The organism is Photobacterium salinisoli, from assembly GCF_003614885.1.
Classification (GTDB): Bacteria; Pseudomonadota; Gammaproteobacteria; order Enterobacterales; family Vibrionaceae; genus Photobacterium; species Photobacterium salinisoli.
Genome location: NZ_QZMS01000007.1, coordinates 1,059,182 through 1,079,582 on the forward strand (window position 1 = coordinate 1,059,182; position 20,401 = coordinate 1,079,582).

At 48.8% G+C, this 20,401-nt stretch carries 18 protein-coding genes and 1 pseudogene; 12 read left to right on the forward strand and 7 right to left on the reverse strand.

Annotated elements, in window-relative coordinates; translation table 11 throughout:
• Positions 1 to 350 precede the first annotated feature (350 nt).
• Positions 351 to 2,738, reverse strand: coding sequence for a phenylalanine--tRNA ligase subunit beta (gene pheT / locus D6M16_RS05440; RefSeq protein ID WP_120510917.1), 2,388 nt, complete (start codon positions 2,736 to 2,738; stop codon positions 351 to 353).
• Positions 2,739 to 2,758: 20 nt separating this feature from the next.
• Positions 2,759 to 3,742, reverse strand: coding sequence for a phenylalanine--tRNA ligase subunit alpha (gene pheS / locus D6M16_RS05445; RefSeq protein ID WP_120510918.1), 984 nt, complete (start codon positions 3,740 to 3,742; stop codon positions 2,759 to 2,761).
• Positions 3,743 to 4,148: 406 nt separating this feature from the next.
• On the opposite strand from pheS, the gene D6M16_RS22490 reads away from it, so the two are divergent.
• Positions 4,149 to 4,580: a polysaccharide deacetylase family protein gene (locus D6M16_RS22490; RefSeq protein ID WP_240435525.1), complete on the forward strand. Its 432-nt coding sequence runs from the start codon at positions 4,149 to 4,151 to the stop codon at positions 4,578 to 4,580.
• A complete protein-coding gene (locus D6M16_RS22495) occupies positions 4,567 to 5,079 on the forward strand; it encodes a carbohydrate-binding protein (protein ID WP_240435526.1) in 513 nt (170 codons plus the stop codon). Before D6M16_RS22490 ends, D6M16_RS22495 begins: the two co-directional genes overlap by 14 nt.
• Before the next feature lie 90 nt (positions 5,080 to 5,169).
• Here D6M16_RS22495 and rplT read toward each other — a convergent pair whose 3' ends face one another.
• The 4 genes from rplT to thrS form a co-directional block, all read right to left on the reverse strand.
• On the reverse strand, positions 5,170 to 5,523 hold the full coding sequence (gene rplT, locus D6M16_RS05455) for a 50S ribosomal protein L20 (RefSeq protein WP_027252114.1): 354 nt from the start codon (positions 5,521 to 5,523) through the stop codon (positions 5,170 to 5,172).
• Positions 5,524 to 5,563: 40 nt separating this feature from the next.
• Positions 5,564 to 5,758, reverse strand: coding sequence for a 50S ribosomal protein L35 (gene rpmI, locus D6M16_RS05460; protein ID WP_027252113.1), 195 nt, complete (start codon positions 5,756 to 5,758; stop codon positions 5,564 to 5,566).
• 95 nt (positions 5,759 to 5,853) lie between these two features.
• Positions 5,854 to 6,405: a translation initiation factor IF-3 gene (gene infC / locus D6M16_RS05465; RefSeq protein ID WP_205576862.1), complete on the reverse strand. Its 552-nt coding sequence runs from the start codon at positions 6,403 to 6,405 to the stop codon at positions 5,854 to 5,856.
• A 3-nt stretch (positions 6,406 to 6,408) separates the two neighbouring features.
• Positions 6,409 to 8,337: a threonine--tRNA ligase gene (gene thrS / locus D6M16_RS05470; protein ID WP_120510919.1), complete on the reverse strand. Its 1,929-nt coding sequence runs from the start codon at positions 8,335 to 8,337 to the stop codon at positions 6,409 to 6,411.
• Positions 8,338 to 8,622: 285 nt separating this feature from the next.
• Between thrS and hutC the strand changes: the two genes are divergently transcribed.
• From hutC to D6M16_RS05505, 7 genes are all read left to right on the forward strand, one after another.
• Positions 8,623 to 9,330, forward strand: a complete 708-nt coding sequence (gene hutC, locus D6M16_RS05475; protein WP_120510920.1) for a histidine utilization repressor — start codon at positions 8,623 to 8,625, stop codon at positions 9,328 to 9,330.
• 262 nt (positions 9,331 to 9,592) lie between these two features.
• A complete protein-coding gene (gene hutI, locus D6M16_RS05480; protein ID WP_120510921.1) occupies positions 9,593 to 10,822 on the forward strand; it encodes an imidazolonepropionase in 1,230 nt (409 codons plus the stop codon).
• A gap of 12 nt (positions 10,823 to 10,834) precedes the next feature.
• The gene (gene hutG, locus D6M16_RS05485; RefSeq protein ID WP_120510922.1) at positions 10,835 to 11,842 is read left to right on the forward strand and encodes a formimidoylglutamase; all 1,008 of its coding nucleotides are present in this window, start codon (positions 10,835 to 10,837) and stop codon (positions 11,840 to 11,842) included.
• A 24-nt stretch (positions 11,843 to 11,866) separates the two neighbouring features.
• Entirely contained in the window at positions 11,867 to 13,552 is a 1,686-nt protein-coding gene (gene hutU, locus D6M16_RS05490; RefSeq protein WP_120510923.1) for a urocanate hydratase, read from the forward strand.
• 519 nt (positions 13,553 to 14,071) lie between these two features.
• Positions 14,072 to 14,944, forward strand: a complete 873-nt coding sequence (locus D6M16_RS05495) for a fructosamine kinase family protein (protein ID WP_120510924.1) — start codon at positions 14,072 to 14,074, stop codon at positions 14,942 to 14,944.
• A gap of 88 nt (positions 14,945 to 15,032) precedes the next feature.
• Positions 15,033 to 15,686, forward strand: a complete 654-nt coding sequence (gene hxpB, locus D6M16_RS05500; RefSeq protein WP_120510925.1) for a hexitol phosphatase HxpB — start codon at positions 15,033 to 15,035, stop codon at positions 15,684 to 15,686.
• A 439-nt stretch (positions 15,687 to 16,125) separates the two neighbouring features.
• Positions 16,126 to 16,329: a CPXCG motif-containing cysteine-rich protein gene (locus D6M16_RS05505; RefSeq protein ID WP_027252104.1), complete on the forward strand. Its 204-nt coding sequence runs from the start codon at positions 16,126 to 16,128 to the stop codon at positions 16,327 to 16,329.
• Positions 16,330 to 16,389: 60 nt separating this feature from the next.
• Here D6M16_RS05505 and D6M16_RS22500 read toward each other — a convergent pair.
• Positions 16,390 to 16,461, reverse strand: a pseudogene (locus D6M16_RS22500) (riboflavin synthase); the annotation flags it as partial.
• A gap of 209 nt (positions 16,462 to 16,670) precedes the next feature.
• Here D6M16_RS22500 and D6M16_RS05515 point away from each other — a divergent pair.
• The 3 genes from D6M16_RS05515 (at position 16,671) to D6M16_RS05525 (ending at position 20,289) form a co-directional block, all read left to right on the forward strand.
• The gene (locus tag D6M16_RS05515) at positions 16,671 to 17,393 is read left to right on the forward strand and encodes a riboflavin synthase subunit alpha (RefSeq protein WP_120510926.1); all 723 of its coding nucleotides are present in this window, start codon (positions 16,671 to 16,673) and stop codon (positions 17,391 to 17,393) included.
• 346 nt (positions 17,394 to 17,739) lie between these two features.
• Positions 17,740 to 19,110 (forward strand): MATE family efflux transporter, encoded by a 1,371-nt coding sequence (locus D6M16_RS05520; RefSeq protein WP_120510927.1) that lies wholly within the window; start codon positions 17,740 to 17,742, stop codon positions 19,108 to 19,110.
• 108 nt (positions 19,111 to 19,218) lie between these two features.
• Positions 19,219 to 20,289, forward strand: a complete 1,071-nt coding sequence (locus D6M16_RS05525) for a DUF3080 domain-containing protein (RefSeq protein WP_240435527.1) — start codon at positions 19,219 to 19,221, stop codon at positions 20,287 to 20,289.
• Positions 20,290 to 20,401: the final 112 nt, after the last annotated feature.

Sequence of the window (20,401 nt, forward strand, 5' to 3'; positions counted from 1 at the left end):
CTATGCACTAAAATGCATTATAGCCTTCACAACAGTGGCTGACCTTAACTAGAGACAAGTTTATGCCAACTAGCTGATTTCCGCCAACTTTTTTAGGTAAACTTACCGTAAAATGATTGAATCTTATATTCCGGAAAAGCATGAACGCATGCACCTTGTTGTGCTTACGCTTATTAATCGGCAACAATAAAAACCAAAATTAAAGTCAGTTGCAGTCAATAAAACCACAAAAATGAATCGTACAGATAATTTTTGCTATTTATCAAAATCTTAGCTTTAACTGAAAAAAAATCAAAAAAAAACAGCCTTATCGGCTGCTTTTTCATCAATTGTCAAATAATAACAGTGAGTTAATCGCGAAGCGCTGCACCAAACTGATCGCCAAGAACCGCAACAATCGACTCGACAGCACCATTGATATCAGCTTCTTCCAACGTTCGGTCAGCAGACTGAAGGTACAAAGCAATCGCCAGACTCTTCTGGCCGTCCTCAACACCTTTACCGCGGTAAACATCGAACAGGTTTACATCAGTAAGCAGTTCACCACCATGTGCCAGACAGACCTTTAACACATCACCAGCAGCAACATCTTCAGCAACCACTACAGCGATGTCACGACGGTTCGCAGGAAACTTAGACACAGGATTAGCCTGAGGAATCGTACGACTTGCAACAGCATTCCACTCAACTTCAAACACAATAGTACGTCCGTTAAGGTCGAACTTGCGCTCCAGCTCAGGATGAACTGTACCGATAAAGCCAACTTCCTTACCGTCTACAACGATAGCCGCTGACTGTCCCGGATGCAGTGCCGGGTGTTTAGCTGGCGTAAATGTAAACTCAGCATCTTTGGCAGTCAGTTCCAGAGCCGCTTCCAAATCACCTTTCAGATCGAAGAAATCAACGGTGTTTGTCGCGATATCCCAATGCTCTTCACTGCGTGCACCGGCAATCACACCCGCCAGCATGGTTTCCTGACGGATACCATTTTCAGCTGATGCGTCAGGAACAAAACGCATGCCAGATTCGAACAGACGCACACGAGGCTGCTGACGCTTCTGGTTGAAGGCAACCGTGTTCAGCAGGCCCGGCCACAGGCTCAGACGCATTGCTGACATTTCAGCAGAAATCGGGTGCGGCAGAATGATCGCGTCCACATCCGGTACGATCAACTTCTGCTGCTCTGGCTCAACAAAGCTATAAGTAATCGCTTCGTGGTAACCACGGTCAACAAGCAGATCGCGAACACGTTTCAGTGGCAGGTTTGCTTCCTGGTGCAGATTCATGCTCAACGCAGCAACAGGCGACTGAGCCGGGATATTATTGTATCCGTAGATACGACCCACTTCCTCAACCAGATCTTCTTCAATGGCCAGATCAAAACGCCAGCTTGGTGCAACTGCACGCCAGCCGGTATCAGTAGGTTCGACCATACAGCCAAGACGGCTCAGAATTTCTACGACGTCTTCATCAGAGACAAAGTGACCCAGCAGGCTGTCTAACTTACTGCGGCGCAGTACGATGCTGTTTTGCTGAGGCAGATGCTGTTCAGATTCAGCTTCTACGATAGGCGCAACGTCGCCACCGCAAATCTCAACCAGTAAAGCCGTTGCACGCTCCATGGCTTTGGTTTGCAGACCGGCGTCAACACCACGTTCAAAGCGATGAGACGAATCAGTATGCAGACCGTAACTACGTGCACGGCCACGAATAGCATCCGGCGTGAAAAACGCACACTCCAGAAGCACATCTTTGGTGTTTTCGCTTACACCTGAGTGCTCACCGCCAAAGATTCCCGCCATTGCCAACGCTTTTGACTGATCAGCAATCACTAGCGTGTCGCTGTTCAGTTCCGCTTCAGTGCCGTCCAGCAGGGTCAGTTTCTCGCCCTGATCTGCCATACGCACAACAATGCCGCCCTCGATCTGGTTCAGATCGAACGCATGCATCGGCTGTCCCAGTTCCAGCATCACATAGTTGGTAATATCAACAATTGGGTCAATAGAGCGAACACCGCAACGACGCAGTTTTTCCTGCAGCCACAACGGAGATTCCGCTTTTACATTCACATTGCGAACAATACGTCCCTGATAGCGCGGACACGCTGCCGGCGCTTTCACTTCGATGGAAACTTGATCGTCAATGGCCGGAGCAACAGCATCAAAGGATGGCGAAGTCACTTCAGCGCGGTTTAATACGCCAACTTCACGCGCCAGACCAGCAATGCTCAAACAATCAGCGCGATTCGGTGTCAGATCCACATCAATAATGACATCGTTCAGACTCAGGAATTCGCGGAAATCTGTACCAATCACAGCATTTTCCGGCAGTTCCATGATGCCATCTGAATCAACATCAATGCCTAACTCAGTAAATGAACACAGCATGCCATGGGAAGGCTGGCCACGTAGTTTGGCTTTTTTAATTTTAAAGTCGCCAGGTAAAACAGCGCCCACTGTTGCCACAGCAACTTTCAGACCCTGACGGCAATTAGGCGCACCGCAGACGATGTCCAGCAGTTCTTCTTCACCTACATCAACTTTAGTCACACGCAGTTTGTCGGCATCAGGGTGCTGACCGCATTCGACAACCTGACCGACTTTAACGCCAGTAAAACTGCCTGCAACAGGTTCAATACCGTCAACTTCCAGGCCCGCCATAGTGATCTGGTGAGCTAGTTCTTCGCTGTTGTTAGCAGGATTGACCCACTCGCGTAGCCAAGATTCAGAGAATTTCATAATTTGCTAGCCCCTAATGCTTACTTGAACTGTTTCAGGAAACGAAGATCGTTTTCGAAGAATGCACGCAGGTCATTCACGCCGTAACGCAGCATGGTCAGACGCTCTACACCCATACCAAATGCGAAACCTGAATATTTCTCAGGATCGATATTAACGGCACGCAGTACATTAGGGTGGACCATCCCGCAACCCAACACTTCCAGCCATTTCCCGCCTTTACGACGTACATCCACTTCAGCAGAAGGCTCAGTAAACGGGAAGTAAGAAGGACGGAAACGAATCTCCAGATCTTCTTCAAAGAAGTTGTGCAGGAATTCGTGCAAGATGCCTTTCAGCTGAGCAAAATTGACATTCTCATCAACCAGCATCCCTTCAACCTGATGGAACATTGGGGTATGAGTCTGGTCGTAATCATTTCGGTACACACGGCCAGGTGCAATAAAACGCAGTGGCGGCTGGCTGGCTTCCATGGTACGAATCTGCACGCCAGAAGTGTGCGTACGCAGCATCAGCTCAGGATTAAAGAAGAAAGTATCGTGATCGGTACGAGCCGGATGATCTTTGGCAATGTTCAAAGCATCAAAGTTATGGAAACCGTCTTCGATCTCCGGGCCAGACTCAACAGTAAAGCCAAGTTCACCAAAGAAGCTTTCAATACGCTCAATAGTACGGGTCACCGGGTGCAGACCACCATTTTCAATACGACGGCCAGGCAAGGTCACGTCGATGGTTTCTGCGGCCAGTTTGGCTTCTAGCTCAGCACGCTGCAGTGCGTCTTTACGAGCGGCAATTGCCTGCTGAACAGCTTGCTTTGCCAGGTTGATCTGCTGACCAGCTTCGCGACGCTCTTCAGGTGGCAATTTACCCAGGCTTTGCAGTTGAAGGGTCAGTTCACCCTTCTTACCCATATAATGGACACGGACTTCGTCCAGAGCAGCGACTGAGTCAGCCTGCTCAATTGCTGCCGTTGCGTTGGCAATAATCTCTTCTAGATGTTGCATCGTTTCCTCATCCACACACTGGTGGCGTCCTTCAGGGAGATAAATTCGCGTAACGATACATATTAAAGAAAGCTGGTGCTAAATCCAAACTCAATCGCGACTTAGCAGCGTATTTGCTAAAAAATTTTCCGGAAAAATCGTCCAGAACAACGCTAGCAGACATTTCTGCACCTTTCGGGGAACCAGAAAGCTTAGGTTCACGCGGTTAGCAACGAAATACTGCCATGACATCCATTAGCGTAACGACAGTCACTTTAAGGTGTGCAACACACATTTTTTCGTACTTAAGTTGCCATATCACTCTGAAAATCACTTTTCTCCTCTTTCTCTGATCCGCAACTTCACTATATCTCCATAAAATTATGTTTTTACTCAATATATTTTCTTTACACTTAAGGGACCCATGATGAAAAAACGTACACCTGCCATAGCACCCTTATTGATAGCGAGTTCATTTGCTGTCGCGGACACAAGCTTTTACCCTGCAGCCCAGTCCAGCCCGCTTGAAACATCTGAAACACCCATGTTTATTGCTTTAGGGTTTGATGACAATGTTGAGGCTGATGGATTGAACTGGGTTAGTGAACTGCTCAATCACCGTAGCAACCCAAATGGGCTTGATGCGTTTGCCTCAACCACACTGACGGCCAGTTTTTTCATGCACTGCCAGCCTGCCCGAAACCAGCCTGAGATCATCAATCTATGGCGAAAACTAAACAATGACGGTCATGATATCGCCAACCACACAGAAACCCATCCGGACGATAAGGTAAACTACAACCCTTTCGAGCTCTGGATGACGCCTGAGCAGTGGCAACAGGAGATTGCTCTACTATGATCCGGCAGCACGAAAGGCTGACAACTTCGACTGGAAGCTCTATACCACGCCTGATTGGGGTTGGTACGGCCTGAACACTGCCGATGTGCTCACCTTGTATAAATATAATCTCGACCTGCACTTATCCGGCAATCGCGCGCCTTTGGTACTGGGTCTGCACTCTGCTTTTTACGGCAAGATAAATGGTGAAGAACATAGCGGGATGCCTGAAACTAGCGTCGCAGACAGGCAAACAGTGCTGAAGCAATTCATTGAATACGCGTTGTCGAAACAGCAGGTGCGTTTTGTATCGCATTGTCAGCTTGTTGAATGGATGGAAAACCCTTTGCCAGTGTTGAGCTGTGAACAAGCTAACTGGTCAGCGCACACAACATACCGTTCTGGGGATATTGTCCGGTTTAACGGGCAGTACTGGAAAGCTAAATGGTGGACTGCACAAGAGATCCCCGGCCACACACCCGACAACCCCTGGCAGGCACAAACTGGCTGTAACGGTTAACGGACTCAGTGCTAGTGTGAAGACTTGTGTATATTGAAACCAAAAAAAGGAGAGCCTAGGCTCTCCTTATTTCATCAAACTGAACTGAAATTACAGTGCAGCTTTCGCTTTTTCAACCAGAACGGTGAAAGTCGCTTTGTCGAAAACAGCGATATCAGCCAGGATCTTACGATCGATTTCGATAGATGCTTTCTTCAGACCATTGATGAAGGTGCTGTAGGTCATGTCGTTTTGACGTGCCGCTGCATTGATACGTGCAATCCACAGTTGACGGAAAGTACGTTTCTTGTTGCGACGGTCACGGTAAGCGTATTGACCGGCTTTAGTAACTGCTTGGAAAGCTACACGATATACACGTGAACGTGCACCATAGTAGCCTTTAGCTTGTTTAAGAACTTTTTTGTGACGTGCACGCGCTTGTACACCACGTTTTACGCGAGGCATAGGAAACTCCTAACTAAATAAATACGAAAACTAAAAACGATTAAGCGAACGGAAGCATACGTGCTACTGCTGCTACTTCACATGCAGGAAGCAGAGAGTTTGGACGTAGCTGACGCTTGTTCTTAGTAGTACGCTTAGTCAGAATGTGACGCTTGGTCGCACGCTTGTACTTAAAACCACCAGCAGTTTTCTTGAAACGCTTAGCAGCACCTTTGTTGGATTTCATCTTAGGCATGATGAGACTCCGCATTGTTGATAGTTAATAACATAGTAATCAGGCGAACAAAAAGCGCTGCACTGAGCAGCGCTTTTGCTACTTGAAGGCCTGAATTACTTCTTCTTAGGGGCAAGCATCATGGTCATTTGACGACCTTCTACACGACTAGGGAAGCTCTCGACGACAGCGATGTCGACCAGTTCATCCTTAATACGGTTCAGAAGATCAATACCCAGACCTTGGTGGGCCATTTCACGACCGCGGAAACGCAGTGTGACTTTACCCTTGTTGCCCTCTTCTAAAAAGCGAGTCAGGTTGCGCAGTTTTACCTGATAGTCGCCTTCATCTGTACCAGGACGGAATTTAACTTCCTTAACCTGGATTTGTTTTTGCTTTTTCTTTTGCTCTTTAGCAGCCTTGCTCTTTTCGAACAGGTACTTGCCATAGTCCATCACTCGACAGACTGGTGGCTCGGCATTAGGGCTGATTTCAACCAGATCGACACCAGCTTCATTCGCTGCACTAATTGCTTCTTCAATAGAAACAACACCGATAGACTCACCATCGATACCAGTTAAACGAACTTCGCGTACGCCACGGATTTCGCCATTGATACGGTGTGCGTTTTGCTTAACTGGTGCTTGAGTTCTTTTTCCGCCTTTAATACCTTATTCCTCCAAAACATTGAGCTTACGACTGCTAATCTCTTGTTGCATGTACGCAACAAAGTCATCAATCTTGAATTTACCCAAATCGTTACCCTTGCGAGTACGAACCGCAACCTCACCTGCTTCGACTTCTTTGTCACCGCAGACAAGCATATACGGAACTCGCTTTAAAGTATGTTCGCGGATTTTAAAGCCAATTTTCTCATTTCTCAAGTCCGCGTTGACTCGGATTCCACTTTTTTGCAGTTTTTCTACAACTTCTCGAACATATTCTGACTGGCTGTCAGTAATATTCATGACGACTGCTTGTTGTGGCGCCAACCAGGTTGGGAAGTAACCCGCGTATTCTTCGATGAGGATACCGATGAAACGCTCCAGGGAACCAAGAATTGCGCGGTGAATCATAACTGGCGTATGACGCTCATTATCTTCACCGACATAAGTCGCCCCCAGACGCTCAGGCAGAGCAAAGTCTAGCTGAACTGTACCGCACTGCCAAGCTCGATCTAAGCAGTCATGCAAAGTAAATTCAATTTTAGGGCCGTAGAACGCCCCTTCACCTTCCTGAATATCGTAAGGAATGTTCATTGATTCCAGTGCGATTTTCAGGTCAGATTCGGCTTTGTCCCACATTTCATCGGAACCAACACGCTTTTCAGGACGTGTAGACAGCTTCACCACAATATTGTTGAAACCAAAGGTTTCATAAGTGTCATAAACCATCTTGATACAAGAAGTCACTTCTTCCTGCACCTGATTTTCCGTACAGAAAATGTGCGCATCATCCTGCGTGAAACCACGAACACGCATCAGACCGTGCAGTGCACCTGACGGTTCGTTACGATGACAGCTACCAAACTCGGCCATACGTAATGGCAGATCACGGTATGATTTCAGACCCTGATTGAAGATCTGAACGTGACCCGGACAGTTCATTGGCTTAATCGCATACTCACGTTTTTCCGACTCAGTCGTAAACATGTTCTCTGCGTACTTGTCCCAGTGACCAGAGCGTTCCCACAGAACGCGGTCCATCATCAGCGGACCTTTCACTTCCTGGTAATCATACTCAGTCAGCTTGTCACGGACGAACACTTCCAGCTCACGGAACACAGTCCAGCCGTTGTGATGCCAGAACACCATACCCGGCGCTTCTTGCTGCATATGATACAGATCAAGTTGCTTGCCCAGTTTACGGTGGTCACGCTTAGCCGCTTCTTCCAGACGCGTCAGGTGCGCTTTCAGTGCTTTCTTATCATGGAACGCTGTGCCGTAAATACGCTGTAACATCTTGTTATCGCTGTTACCGCGCCAGTAGGCACCAGCCACATTCAGCAGTTTGAAATGCTGGCAAAAGCCCATGTTCGGCACGTGCGGGCCACGACACATGTCGATGTATTCTTCATGGAGGTACAATCCCGGACGGTCATCGCGAGAGACATTCTCATCCAGGATTTCCATTTTGTAGGGTTCGCCGCGAGACTCAAAAGTATCACGTGCTTCCTGCCAGCTGACTTTCTTCTTGATAACGTCGTATTTGGTTTTCGCCAGTTCAACCATGCGTTTTTCGATCTTTTCCAGATCGTCAGTGGTCAGTGGCTGTTCCAGATCGACGTCATAATAGAAACCGGAATCAATCGTTGGACCGATCGCCATTTTCACATCCGGGTACAGTTGCTTGATCGCATGACCCAAAAGGTGAGCACAAGAGTGACGAACGATTTCCAGACCGTCTTCATCTTTTGCGGTGATGATTTCCAGTTTTGCGTCGTTTTCAATCAAATCACAGGCATCAACGCGAACACCGTCAACACGACCGGCAATACAGGCTTTCGCCAGGCCAGGGCCGATAGACAGCGCCACATCGAGAGTAGAAACCGGGTTATCAAATTGACGCTGACTGCCGTCAGGAAGAGTAATTACAGGCATTCATTGATCCTTTGTTCAGTGGTGCCACATACCAAGTAGCACATGCAATTTCGTATTTTACCGCCTGCCAAGGCGCAGGACGGTGATGAGATAATGTCTGTTTCGGTGTGAATTTTGGCACAAATCAAAATTGCTGACCCCAGACAGAAGGCGAATTGTAATGGATTGACTCACAAAACTAAAGATAGAAAAGCCAGTTGCGTGTGAGCCACTTGCAAAATAAGGGAAAAGTTGCTTTCATTTGTATAGGCAATTTAGAGTCGATAATGACGCAGAGACAACACCATGGCAAGCGCACCGCGTTATCAGCAAATCAAAGAGTACCTCGACCAGAAAATCCAGAGCCGTGAATGGCCTCCCGGATATAAGATCCCCACCGAAATTGAGCTGTCAGAGCAGTTTGAAGTCAGTCGGATGACGGCCAATAAAGCTATCAAAGAACTGGTTAATGAAGGGTTTCTGGAACGCACACCCCGTTTAGGTACTTTTGTCTGCAATAAAAAAGCTGAATCTCCTTTGATGGAAATTCGGAACATTGCAGCAGAAGTCACAAGCCGGGGCCATCAATACTCCAGCAAAGTGATCACGCAACAACAGGTTAAAGCCCGTGATGAAATTGCATTACGCTTAGGCGTCCGGCATGACACGACTGTGTATTTCACTCAAATCGTTCATTACGAAAATAAGGTGCCAATTCAGTTAGAAGAACGCTGGGTAAACCCGCACTTTGCCCCCGATTATATCCAGCAGGATTTTACGACTCAAACACCCAATGAGTATTTGATGCAGACATGTCCGCTCAGCGATATTGAGCATACTGTTGAAGCCATTCTGCCCCCGTCGCATATCAGTGAGCTGCTCGAAATGGAGATCGAGTCGCCATGCCTGCTGCTCAATCGTCGTACCTGGAGTAACACCAATCTCATTAGCACCGCGCTACTGTACCACCCTGGCGATAAATACAAACTCAGCTCCAGAACACGGGTCATTTAACACTGATTCGTCTTCATCCACTTAATAACTGGCTGTTTTCTTATCTATCATATTGATACAAAAGCCTGATCATTCAGTGGTCAGGCTTTTGTCTGGTACATCGTTCTCGCCTGACACTGCTCTTTCCCGCTGCTAAGTGCGCGACACTTAATAGAATCCTTCAACATAAATCACATTTTTGTTACATCAGATCTTGAGTTTTTCCTGATTTCAGACTTTAATTTGTATATACATATAATCAACCAAAGAGACGCCGCTCACAATGGAACGCATTCTGACTAATCTCAAACTCGTCACCATGGAACCGCAACACGGTTATCAGATCATTGATAACGCCATGGTGATCATCCGTCAGGGCAAGATCAGCTACGCCGGTCCGCAGCAGGCAAACTGGCAGGACACTGTCGGCAGCCAGGCCGACATTGTGGATTGTAAACAGGCTCTGGTCACTCCGGGTTTCATTGATTGCCATACCCATCTGGTGTTTGCGGGCAATCGTGCTAACGAATTTGAACAGCGCCTGAACGGTGTACCTTATGAAGAGATCGCCAAGGCCGGCGGCGGCATTTTATCTACCGTCAGAGCCACACGAGCCGCCACTGAAGATGAACTGTTTGAATTAGCATCAGAGCGTCTGGCTGGTCTTAAACGTGACGGTGTCACAACTGTCGAAATAAAATCCGGCTATGGCCTGACGACCGAAGATGAGCTGAAAATGCTCCGTGTTGCTCGCAGAATTGGCAAGCAGGCCGATATCAAAGTTTCCACCACACTGCTGGCCGCACACGCATTGCCGCCAGAATATGCCGGACGCAGCGACGATTATATTACGTTGGTCTGCGATGAAATAATTCCTGCCGCCGCCAGAGAAAAACTGGCTGACGCCGTTGACGTGTTCTGTGAAGGCATAGGCTTCTCCCCTGCCCAGTGTGAGCGCGTATTCAAGGCAGCCATCCAGCATAATCTGATGATCAAAGGCCATACAGAACAGCTGTCGAATCTGGGTGGCAGTGCTCTAGCTGCCAGCCTGGGTGCGAAGTCTGTTGACCACATTGAATACCTGGATCAAAAAGGCGTTGATGCGCTGGCAGAGAACAACACTGTCGCCACCTTACTGCCTGGCGCCTTTTATTTCCTGAGAGAAACCCAGCAACCTCCTGTTTCACTGCTTCGTGAAAAAGGTGTCCCGATGGCGATTTCCACCGACTTTAACCCTGGCACCTCGCCGATTGCCTCACTGCGTACCATGATGAACATGGCGTGTACCTTCTTCCGTCTGACGCCGGAAGAGTGTCTCAGAGGTGTTACCGCCAATGCCGCTCAGGCACTGGGCCTGAGTGAAGAGTGCGGGCAGATCCGTACAGGCATGGCAGCGGATCTGGCACTGTGGAATCTTGACTCGCCAGCAGAGCTGTCCTATCGCATGGGTGTGCCGGATTTAATCGCCCGGGTTGTGGATGGCAACGTATTTTATCAACCCAAGAATCAGTAAACAGGAGGCTGTATGCCTATTGATATGAGTGTATGGCAAGGACGCAGTGATCCTGAAGACGGTAACAAAGGTCTGCGCTGGCACCAAAAAGTGCAACCGGCCGACAATGCCAATGACAACGGCATCATGTTGCTTGGCTTCGCCTGTGATGAAGGCGTCTCACGCAACAAAGGCCGTACCGGCGCTTATGATGCGCCAGTTGCGATTCGCCGCGCCTTGGCCAACCTGGCCTGGCACCACGAAGAGCCCGTTTATGACGGCGGTAATATCAGTTGCGACGACAGCAACCTGGAGCTGGCGCAATACCGGCTGGCAGAAGATGTAAGCCGCGCCCTGCGCCAGCGTCACAAAGTGATCGTCTTTGGCGGTGGGCATGAAGTGGCCTGGGGATCGTTTCAGGGCATTGGCAATTATCTGGTGCAAAAGCAGCATGTTGCCGGCAATGCGAATGAAGCACAGCAGCCGCCGCGTGTTGGCATCATCAACTTTGATGCGCACTTTGATCTGCGTAATCCGCCGGGTGGCAAGCAATCGGAGAAAGGCAGTTCAGGCACCCCATTCCACCAGGCTGCCCGTTTTTGCGAAATGCATAACTGGCCATTCAAATATGCCTGTCTGGGACTGGCACGTACCAGTAACACCCAGGCGTTGTATGAAAAAGCCGACCGTTTAGGTGTGCTTTATAAAGATGACCATGAACTGGTTCATCACAAAATGGAACAGACTCTGACAGAGCTTCAGCGATTTATTGATCAGTGTGATTACCTCTATCTGACCATTGATCTGGATGTTTTCCCGGCCTCTGTGGCGCCTGGGGTCAGTGCCCCGGCTGCGCGCGGCGTGCCATTCGATATCGTTGAAATGCTGCTGGAACCGATATTAAAAGCCAGAACGCCGAAAGGCGAGTCGAAGATCCTGGTCGCGGATCTGGCTGAGTACAACCCCCGATTCGACATTGATAATCAAACTGCGCGGTTAGCTGCACGGCTGGCCTGGACAATCGCCCGCGCGATTCGTTAACCCAAAAGCGGCAAGGAGAGCAAAATGACGCAACAGCAGAATCCACGTCTGGACACGACACGTACCATACAAGCACCAACAGGCACCAAACTGAATGCCAAGTCTTGGCTGACAGAAGCCCCGCTGCGTATGCTGATGAATAACCTGCACCCCGATGTGGCAGAACATCCGCATTCACTGGTGGTATATGGTGGTATTGGCCGTGCTGCCCGTAACTGGGAATGTTATGACAAGATTGTGGAAGTCCTGAAACGTTTGGAAGATGACGAGACACTGCTGGTTCAGTCTGGTAAACCTGTCGGCGTGTTTAAAACGCACAGCAACGCGCCGCGGGTACTGATTGCTAACTCCAATATCGTGCCGCATTGGGCAAACTGGGAGCACTTCAACGAGCTGGATAAGAAAGGCCTGATGATGTACGGCCAGATGACCGCAGGCAGCTGGATCTACATCGGTTCGCAAGGCATCGTTCAAGGCACCTACGAAACCTTTGTGGCTATGGCGCGTAAACACTTTAATGGTGATGCGTCAGGTCGCTGGGTACTGACTGGCGGTCTGGGCGGCATGGGTGGCGCTCAGCCTCTGGCGGCCACCATGGCGGGTTTCTCTATGATTGCGGTTGAGTGTGATGAATCGCGCATTGATTACCGTCTGCGTACCGGTTATGTCGATTGCAAAGCCACGACGCTGGATGAAGCCCTTGCGATCATTGAAGAATCCAAACAAACCGGTAAGCCGGTTTCTGTTGGCCTGCTGGGTAATGCTGCTGATGTCTTCCCTGAACTGGTGAAGCGCGGCATCGTGCCAGACTGTACCACTGACCAGACGTCAGCCCACGATCCGCTCAATGGCTACCTGCCGCAGGGCTGGACCATGGAGCACGCGGCAGAAATGCGTCTGAAAGACGAAGCTGCGGTTGTGAAAGCGGCAAAAGCGTCGATGGCGGTACAGGTACAGGCGATGCTGGATCTGCAAAAAGCAGGTTCTGCAACCGTCGATTACGGCAACAACATACGCCAGATGGCGCTGGAAGAAGGTGTTGAAAACGCGTTCGATTTCCCAGGGTTCGTACCGGCTTATATTCGTCCCCTGTTCTGTGAAGGTGTCGGTCCGTTCCGCTGGGCTGCTCTGTCTGGCGACCCGGAAGACATCTACAAAACCGATCAGAAAGTCAAAGAGCTGATCCCGGATAACCCGCACCTGCATAACTGGCTGGACATGGCGCGCGAGCGTATCCAGTTTCAGGGACTGCCGGCACGTATTTGCTGGGTGGGACTGAAAGACCGCGCACGTTTAGGTCTGGCATTCAACGAAATGGTGCGTAACGGTGAGCTGAAAGCGCCTATCGTAATTGGCCGTGATCACCTGGATTCAGGCTCTGTCTCCAGCCCTAACCGCGAAACGGAAGGCATGATGGACGGCTCAGACACTGTCTCCGACTGGCCACTGCTCAATGCCCTGCTGAACACAGCATCGGGCGCGACCTGGGTTTCCCTTCACCACGGTGGTGGCGTAGGTATGGGCTTCTCTCAGCATTCGGGCATGGTGATTGTGTGTGACGGCACCGATGAAGCCGAAGAGCGCATTCGCCGCGTATTGCGTAACGACCCAGCTACTGGCGTGATGCGTCACGCCGATGCCGGCTACGACATTGCAATCAACTGCGCCAAAGAACAGGGCCTTGATCTGCCGATGATTACTGACAAATAGTGCCAGCAGTAATGATCACAGCTGATAGCTAGCAGTTTTTTTCAGGCAGAATGAGTGTGCAGCCTGTGCCACCCTGCCACTCACGCAGAGACCCGTCGCAGGATTCTGGCCGTACAACGTCAGACGCTTTTGCGCCAAGTCTCTGATTGAGAGCGATCAACATTCAGCTATACCACTAAGCCGGGAGCCCTCCCGGCTTTTTTATCTGAATCCGTTATTAAAACAGCTTTGATATGAATTTTACTGCCCTGCACTTTTTAATTGACTGTTTTTGTTATTTAAGTCAGCTAAGCGGTGAACATATAGTCTATGCTGTGATGAGGTAAAGCACGGGGCGACGGACAAAAAACACACAAATAACGTCAGTCCGGCGTAGAGATGAACCATGGGTCATTCCGGTTCACATAATCAGCCTGCCCCAACAGATTTGGCGTCACTGTCTTTTTATAATTCAGCCCAGGTGCTGTTTTATTGTTTATCATGATTTGTACCCAAACTGGTTTGTACCCGGAGGATGCTATGTGGCAAGCGATTTCCCATCAGCTTTCAGACGTACTTGAGCAGCCCTTTACCATACGTGAGCGCGATACGCTCCCTGGCGGGGATGTTAACGAATGCTATTGCATCAGCGATGGCGTTCAAAGGTACTTCATCAAGCTTAATGAGAAAGATCAGCTTCCCGTTTTTGAAGCAGAAGCGGAAAGTCTGCGGGTCCTGCGGGAAACAAACTCAGTGACAGTGCCAACAAGCCGGCATATGGGCATAAGCCGGGATAAAGCCTTCCTTGTCCTCGATTTCATGCCCATGAAAAGTCTGGACACGGAATCGGCTCACACCCTTGGCCAGCAACTGGCGCATCTTCATAAGTGGGGTGAACAGCCGGAATACGGCTTTGACATGGATAACTTCATTGGCCTGACGCCTCAGCCCAATCAATGGCGTCGCAAATGGTGCCGCTTTTTCGCTGAACAGCGTATTGCCTGGCAGCTTCAGCTCTGTGAAGAGAAAGGCATCGACTTTGGCAGCATTGATGTCATCACAGGCAGGGTTATTGATATCTTGTCGGCACATCAGCCCAAACCTTCCCTGCTGCACGGCGATTTATGGCATGGAAACACGGCACTCAGTGTCGATGGACCTGTTATTTATGACCCCGCCTGCTATTGGGGCGACAGAGAGTGCGACATTGCCATGACAGAGCTGTTCGGTGGATTTCCCGACAGTTTCTATAATGGCTATCAGTCTGTTTTCCCACTGGATGATGGCTACAAACAACGTCGCGACCTGTACAACCTTTACCATTTGCTGAACCACTGTAATCTCTTTGGCGGAGAATATCTGGATCAGGCAGAACGCTGTATTCGCAGGCTGAATCTGACTGATTCTGAGTAGTCATTAAACGACAATCCGGGCTACCGTCTGCCGGGTTGAAGTGATAAAGTTCACATTCTTTATCCTTTCAGCTCAAGACAGGAACCGTATGTTAAAAGCCGCAATCTTCGATATGGATGGCCTTCTGGTCGACTCAGAACCTTTCTGGCAACGTGCCCAGGTTGAGGTGTTCTCTTCGCTGGGTGTCACAATTTCACAGCAGGAAACGCTGGAAACCATGGGGTTGCGAATCGATCACATTGTTGATCTCTGGTTCGAACGTCAGCCTTGGCAAGGCCCGACATGTCAGGACGTCAACACCATGATCACTAAACGTGTTGAAGAACTGGTTCAGGAGCACAAACCTATGCTGCCAGGGGTGCGTGAAGCGATACAGACGTGCCAGGAGATGGGGTTGACGATTGCTCTGGCGTCATCATCACCAATGAGCCTCATTAATGCCACCTTAGATGCCCTGTCACTGACCGAGCATTTCAGTGCCCTGTTCTCTGCCGAGCACCTTCGCTATGGCAAACCTCACCCGGAAGTGTACCTGAATGCGGCCCATGAACTGGGTATCGATCCGCTCCACTGTGTAGCCTTTGAAGATTCCCTGAACGGATTGCTGGCCGTTAAGGCAGCCCGCATGAAAAGCATTGTCGTGCCGGAGCAACAGCACAGTGCCGATCTGCGTTGGTCAATCGCGGACAAAAAACTTAACTCGCTGCTCGAAGTAAATAAAGAATTAATCACCAGTCTTTAATCAGGCTGAGGAATGGTTAGCCTGTTTGTCGCGACACACAAACAGGCTGTTCATTCTGCGTCACAAAACACTCATCCATATCGCTTTCAAAAGCGTCACTATAGGCCCATTTCCGGCCAATCAATTTCACATTACCGTTAGCTTGTCTACTCTCTTCTTATCAACTTTGCAGGCAACAAAGCCCTCGTAGTTAAAACTTCTCAGCAATTCAAAGTTTGCAGTTAATTCACGGCAAAAACTAATCCGTATCGCTAGGATTAACTTAACGGTTAGCAAACCTATACCCATCGTTTTGTTGCGATTGCCAGGTAAAAAACGCCTTCTGCGCTTTAACCAGCCAGTGCTTCAAAAACGAAAGAGTCGTGACTCACCAGTAAGGACACTGGCAGCGGTATGAATGTGCCAATCAGTATCAGGTACATAATGTAAGGAGTAGAAAATGAAGAACTATAGTGAGCAGAGTGTGACTTGTCCGCATTGTGGCCACCATATTCGCATTACCCTGGACAGCAGTGCCGGCAGTCAGGAGTTTTATGATGATTGTCCCGCTTGTTGCCATGCGATTCACTTAAACATGCAGGTTGATGAATTACACAAAACCATTCACCTGTTTGTCGATGCTGACGACGAGCAAATTTTTTAACGTCCGAATCAGCACGCCCCTCTCACGAGTGGGCGTGTTGATTAAGACAAACAACGTCCTTCAGCCTCTTGCTGCCATTACCCTTTCCACCGTATCAACCACTGCCTGCGTCTGAGGATCAATTTCTATATTGATCACATCACCTTTTTGGCGCGCAGACCCTTTCTGGTTACTGGTAAGATAAAATGATACAGGATTTAACTGTGGTTCTGGCAACCGATACCAACTCGATTTTGAATAAAGTACCAGCAGTGATGATCGCGCACTCTATGAATTACACGCCAACTGGTTCAAAATACTGACTCCCGCACTACCACATTGGTACAACAGGAGAGTCAGCAATGTTCACGGGTATAATTCAGTCTGTCGCGCTTATCTCATCAATAAGCGACAACAAAGGTATCAGAACTTTTAACATTGAGTTTGAGCCTGGTTTCTGCGAGAACCTAGAAATTGGAGCGAGTGTTGCTGTTGATGGTGTCTGCTTGACAGTTACTGAGATAGTTACTCCAACACAAGTTAAGTTTGACGTCATGCTCAAAAGCCTAGAGATAACCACTCTGAGTGAATATAAGCAGAACCAAAGAGTTAATGTAGAGCGTGCTGCTAAAGATGGAGCAGAAATCGGTGGGCATCCGCTATCTGGACATATTGACTTCAAAACCTCAGTTCTTGACGTGCAACAAATCGATGATAACTATCGTGTACGAATTTCAGTACCTCGTGAGTGGGCCAAATACATCTTCCCTAAAGGTTATATTGCTTTGAATGGCGCCAGTTTGACTGTTTCTGACGTTAATAAAAGCGAGGGTTGGTTCGATGTTTGGTTAATCCCTGAAACCCGCAGAATGACTACTTTTGAAGAAAAGCAGACCGACTCAAATATCAATGTTGAAATCGAGCGTGGAACTCAGGTGGTAGTCGACACTGTACGTGATGCCATTGACGAAAAAATGGGAGCTTTGATGCCATTATTTGAGAAGTTTTTAGCCTCAAATAACGCAGATATAGATTCTATCGGGCAGGCAGCACAAAAAGCGCTTTCTAAGTCAGGAAACAAGTAAAAATCTTATATTGTTGATTTAAAACAATTGTAGTTTCGTTTGCCCACTTTCCCCTTTAGCGAGACAATTCCAAACTAGAGGTTTCCAGTTGCCTCCGGTATTCAGCCGGAGGAACACTCATACGATCGCCCTGACTCAGCATCCTATCATTGACCCGTTTTACTTAGCCAGTCCCGCAATACCGCTGCATTGTGATCGCCACAAGCAGTGAAGCGACACTAAAAAAAGCAGAAAAATGCTGAATTGTGATACAGATTGAATAAATCATTGTCAGTATCAGTGAAGCCGATATAATCCACTGTGAACATTATTCCAATAATAGATTACCTGCCCTCTGGAGCATTTCGTGCATCTTTATCGTCTAGAAACTAAGCGATTGTTGAAACTCGCTATTCCTGTTCTGATCGCCTCTGTCGCACAGACGGCAATGAGCTTTATTGATACTGTGATGGCTGGCGGAGTCAGTGCCACTGATATGGCCGCAGTCTCGGTTGCATCCAGTGTTTGGATGCCTGCGATTCTGTTTGGTATTGGTGTGCTGTTTGCTATGGTACCCATTGTGGCCCAGCTCAACGGATCCGGCCAGAAAGACAAAATTCCGTTTCAGGTTCAGCAAAGCTTTGTATTGTCTTTACTCTTGTCAGTCCCAATCATACTGGTGCTCTTTAATGCGGGCATCTTAATTGATTACATGGCCGTCGAACCTGTACTGGCAGAGAAAACCATTGGTTACCTACACGCCGTTCTTTATGCTGTTCCGGCCCTGCTGCTTTTTCAGGCATTACGCAGCTTTTCCGAAGGCCTGTCGCTGACCGTTCCCGGTATGGTCATTGGCTTCATCGGTTTGTTAGCCAACATTCCTCTCAACTGGATTTTTGTCTACGGTAAATTCGGTGCGCCAGCACTAGGCGGAATCGGCTGCGGTGTGGCCACTGCTATTGTGTACTGGCTGATGTACTTCTCGATGCTGGTTTATGTGCTGGTAAACCGGAAACTCAGCCGTGTCGGACTATTCCACACCTGGTATCGCCCGGAGCTGAAAGCCATTGTGCGTCAGTTCAAGCTTGGTTTTCCGATTGCAGCTGCCTTATTTTTTGAAGTCTCGATTTTTGCTGCTATCGCACTGCTGATTGCACCACTGGGTTCAATTGTTGTCGCGGCGCACCAGATTGCCATCAACTTCTCTTCGCTGGTCTTCATGTTACCTATGAGTTTAGGTGCCGCTGTCAGCATCCGGGTCGGGCATCAGTTAGGAGAACAAAATTTTGATGGTGCCAAAATATCCAGCCACTGCGGTATATGGGTGGGTGTTGCAATTTCTGTGGCAACGGCTGTATTGACAATCCTTTTCCGCGAGCAGATAGGTTTGCTATATACCGACAACACAGACGTGATTATGCTGGCGACACAGCTCTTATTCCTTGCAGCCGTTTATCAGTGCAGTGATGCCGTCCAGGTGGTTGCTGCCGGTGCACTACGTGGTTACAAAGATATGCGTGCCATTTTTATCCGCACCTTTATTGCCTATTGGGTGTTTGGTTTGCCTATCGGGTATGTACTTGGTATGACGCACCTGTTCGCCGAACCCATGGGGCCACATGGTTTCTGGATTGGTACTATTGTTGGTCTAACCGCTGCAGCATTAATGCTGACGGTGCGGCTGCTTTGGCTGCAACGCCAAGATCATGATTTCCAGCTGGCCATGTCGGTGCAGTAATTGGACTCACCATTAACTCGATAACAAAGGCAGCAAACGCTGCCTTTTCTTTATCTGAAAACTCAATCTGTTAGCTTATACTGTTATAAAAATCCCAGAATAACGATCATGAGCCGACACTTTCTTTCCTATCCGCTAAACATACACAAATTGCTGATTCGACTCGCAATATGCGGCCTGTTCATCATATTGGCCGGCTGCGACAGGCAGTCCTCCGATAATCAGTTTGCAGACTATGCTGATCGTCTTGCTTCTGTGCTGGAAGTGAGTTCACCGAAAGAGCCTGATACCCTGCTCCCGCCACTTCCCGAGGTCGGCGATATGCTGCAGCGCACAGAAGATGTCAGAATGGGTCTGATTGATGCCTATGGGCTCAGAAAATGTGGCTTGTTTCATCTCATCGCAGAGCGAAACTCTGTGCTGGGCAAAGTACAGGACAGAACCCGTCAGCTCCGCTACGAACTGCTTTTATTGGACGGTATCGGCCACTGTATCGCGACATTGCCCGAAGACGATAATCTCAGAGCGCAGCTGATACAGGTTCAAAGCACGAAAGAAGATGACTTGCCTAAATACTTGTGGAACATGCTGCTTACCGGCGAAGAATGGCAAAAACAGTTTAAGCCCGCTCACTCCGCTTTTTCGCTCGACACAATCCCAGACGCTACCGCCACTATGCAGGCGATGAGTGGTTTAGCACATATTGCCAGCCAGATATCGGCGCAGCTTAGCGTATCGGCCCAGTCCGCTGAACGTCTGCTCAGCTACGAAGAAAACATCCACACCTCACGTTATCTTGGTCAGCTATTTTACTCAATGGCCCGCGCCACTGACTGGCTGAACACCACAACCGCTCTACTGGACCAAAATGACACCACAGTCGTGTGCGGACCTAACCGAAATCAGCAGAAAGCCAACTTTCTTGAGAACGTCTTCTATAAATTTTTCGTTACGGATATTCAGCCATACCTTGCCAGTCTCGATGCCCGCTATCAGGACATTCAACCTGATCTGCAAACTCTGTTTGCTATTCCCAACCGCCCTGCCGCGCTCGCCGATTATCACAGCTTTTACATAGACGGTGACGTACACCGCCAATTTCGTGACGCTACTCTCAACCACGTCTCATACTGGCAGACCTTGTTCAAGCGTTGTGGGATAAACGTCGGACAGTCATAAGGGTTGCTGGTCTTTGCAGCTCATTTTCATCGCCTTGCCTAAACACCTTTAACCGCCTTACGGATAAATGAACATGGCCTAAAAGATCAACACCCCCTACAATGCTTTATGT

Excerpts from the sequence above, each read along its gene's own strand:
- D6M16_RS05505 (WP_027252104.1), top strand. The coding sequence starts at position 16,126 with ATGAAGAACTATAGTGAGCAGAGTGTGACTTGTCCGCATTGTGGCCAC.
- D6M16_RS05495 (WP_120510924.1), top strand. The coding sequence starts at position 14,072 with ATGTGGCAAGCGATTTCCCATCAGCTTTCAGACGTACTTGAGCAGCCC.
- hutC (WP_120510920.1), top strand. The coding sequence starts at position 8,623 with ATGGCAAGCGCACCGCGTTATCAGCAAATCAAAGAGTACCTCGACCAG.
- hutI (WP_120510921.1), top strand. The coding sequence starts at position 9,593 with ATGGAACGCATTCTGACTAATCTCAAACTCGTCACCATGGAACCGCAA.
- pheT (WP_120510917.1), bottom strand. The coding sequence starts at position 2,738 with ATGAAATTCTCTGAATCTTGGCTACGCGAGTGGGTCAATCCTGCTAAC.
- hutG (WP_120510922.1), top strand. The coding sequence starts at position 10,835 with ATGCCTATTGATATGAGTGTATGGCAAGGACGCAGTGATCCTGAAGAC.
- D6M16_RS05525 (WP_240435527.1), top strand. The coding sequence starts at position 19,219 with ATGAGCCGACACTTTCTTTCCTATCCGCTAAACATACACAAATTGCTG.
- thrS (WP_120510919.1), bottom strand. The coding sequence starts at position 8,337 with ATGCCTGTAATTACTCTTCCTGACGGCAGTCAGCGTCAATTTGATAAC.
- hxpB (WP_120510925.1), top strand. The coding sequence starts at position 15,033 with ATGTTAAAAGCCGCAATCTTCGATATGGATGGCCTTCTGGTCGACTCA.
- D6M16_RS22490 (WP_240435525.1), top strand. The coding sequence starts at position 4,149 with ATGAAAAAACGTACACCTGCCATAGCACCCTTATTGATAGCGAGTTCA.
- hutU (WP_120510923.1), top strand. The coding sequence starts at position 11,867 with ATGACGCAACAGCAGAATCCACGTCTGGACACGACACGTACCATACAA.
- D6M16_RS05515 (WP_120510926.1), top strand. The coding sequence starts at position 16,671 with ATGTTCACGGGTATAATTCAGTCTGTCGCGCTTATCTCATCAATAAGC.
- pheS (WP_120510918.1), bottom strand. The coding sequence starts at position 3,742 with ATGCAACATCTAGAAGAGATTATTGCCAACGCAACGGCAGCAATTGAG.
- rpmI (WP_027252113.1), bottom strand. The coding sequence starts at position 5,758 with ATGCCTAAGATGAAATCCAACAAAGGTGCTGCTAAGCGTTTCAAGAAA.
- rplT (WP_027252114.1), bottom strand. The coding sequence starts at position 5,523 with ATGCCTCGCGTAAAACGTGGTGTACAAGCGCGTGCACGTCACAAAAAA.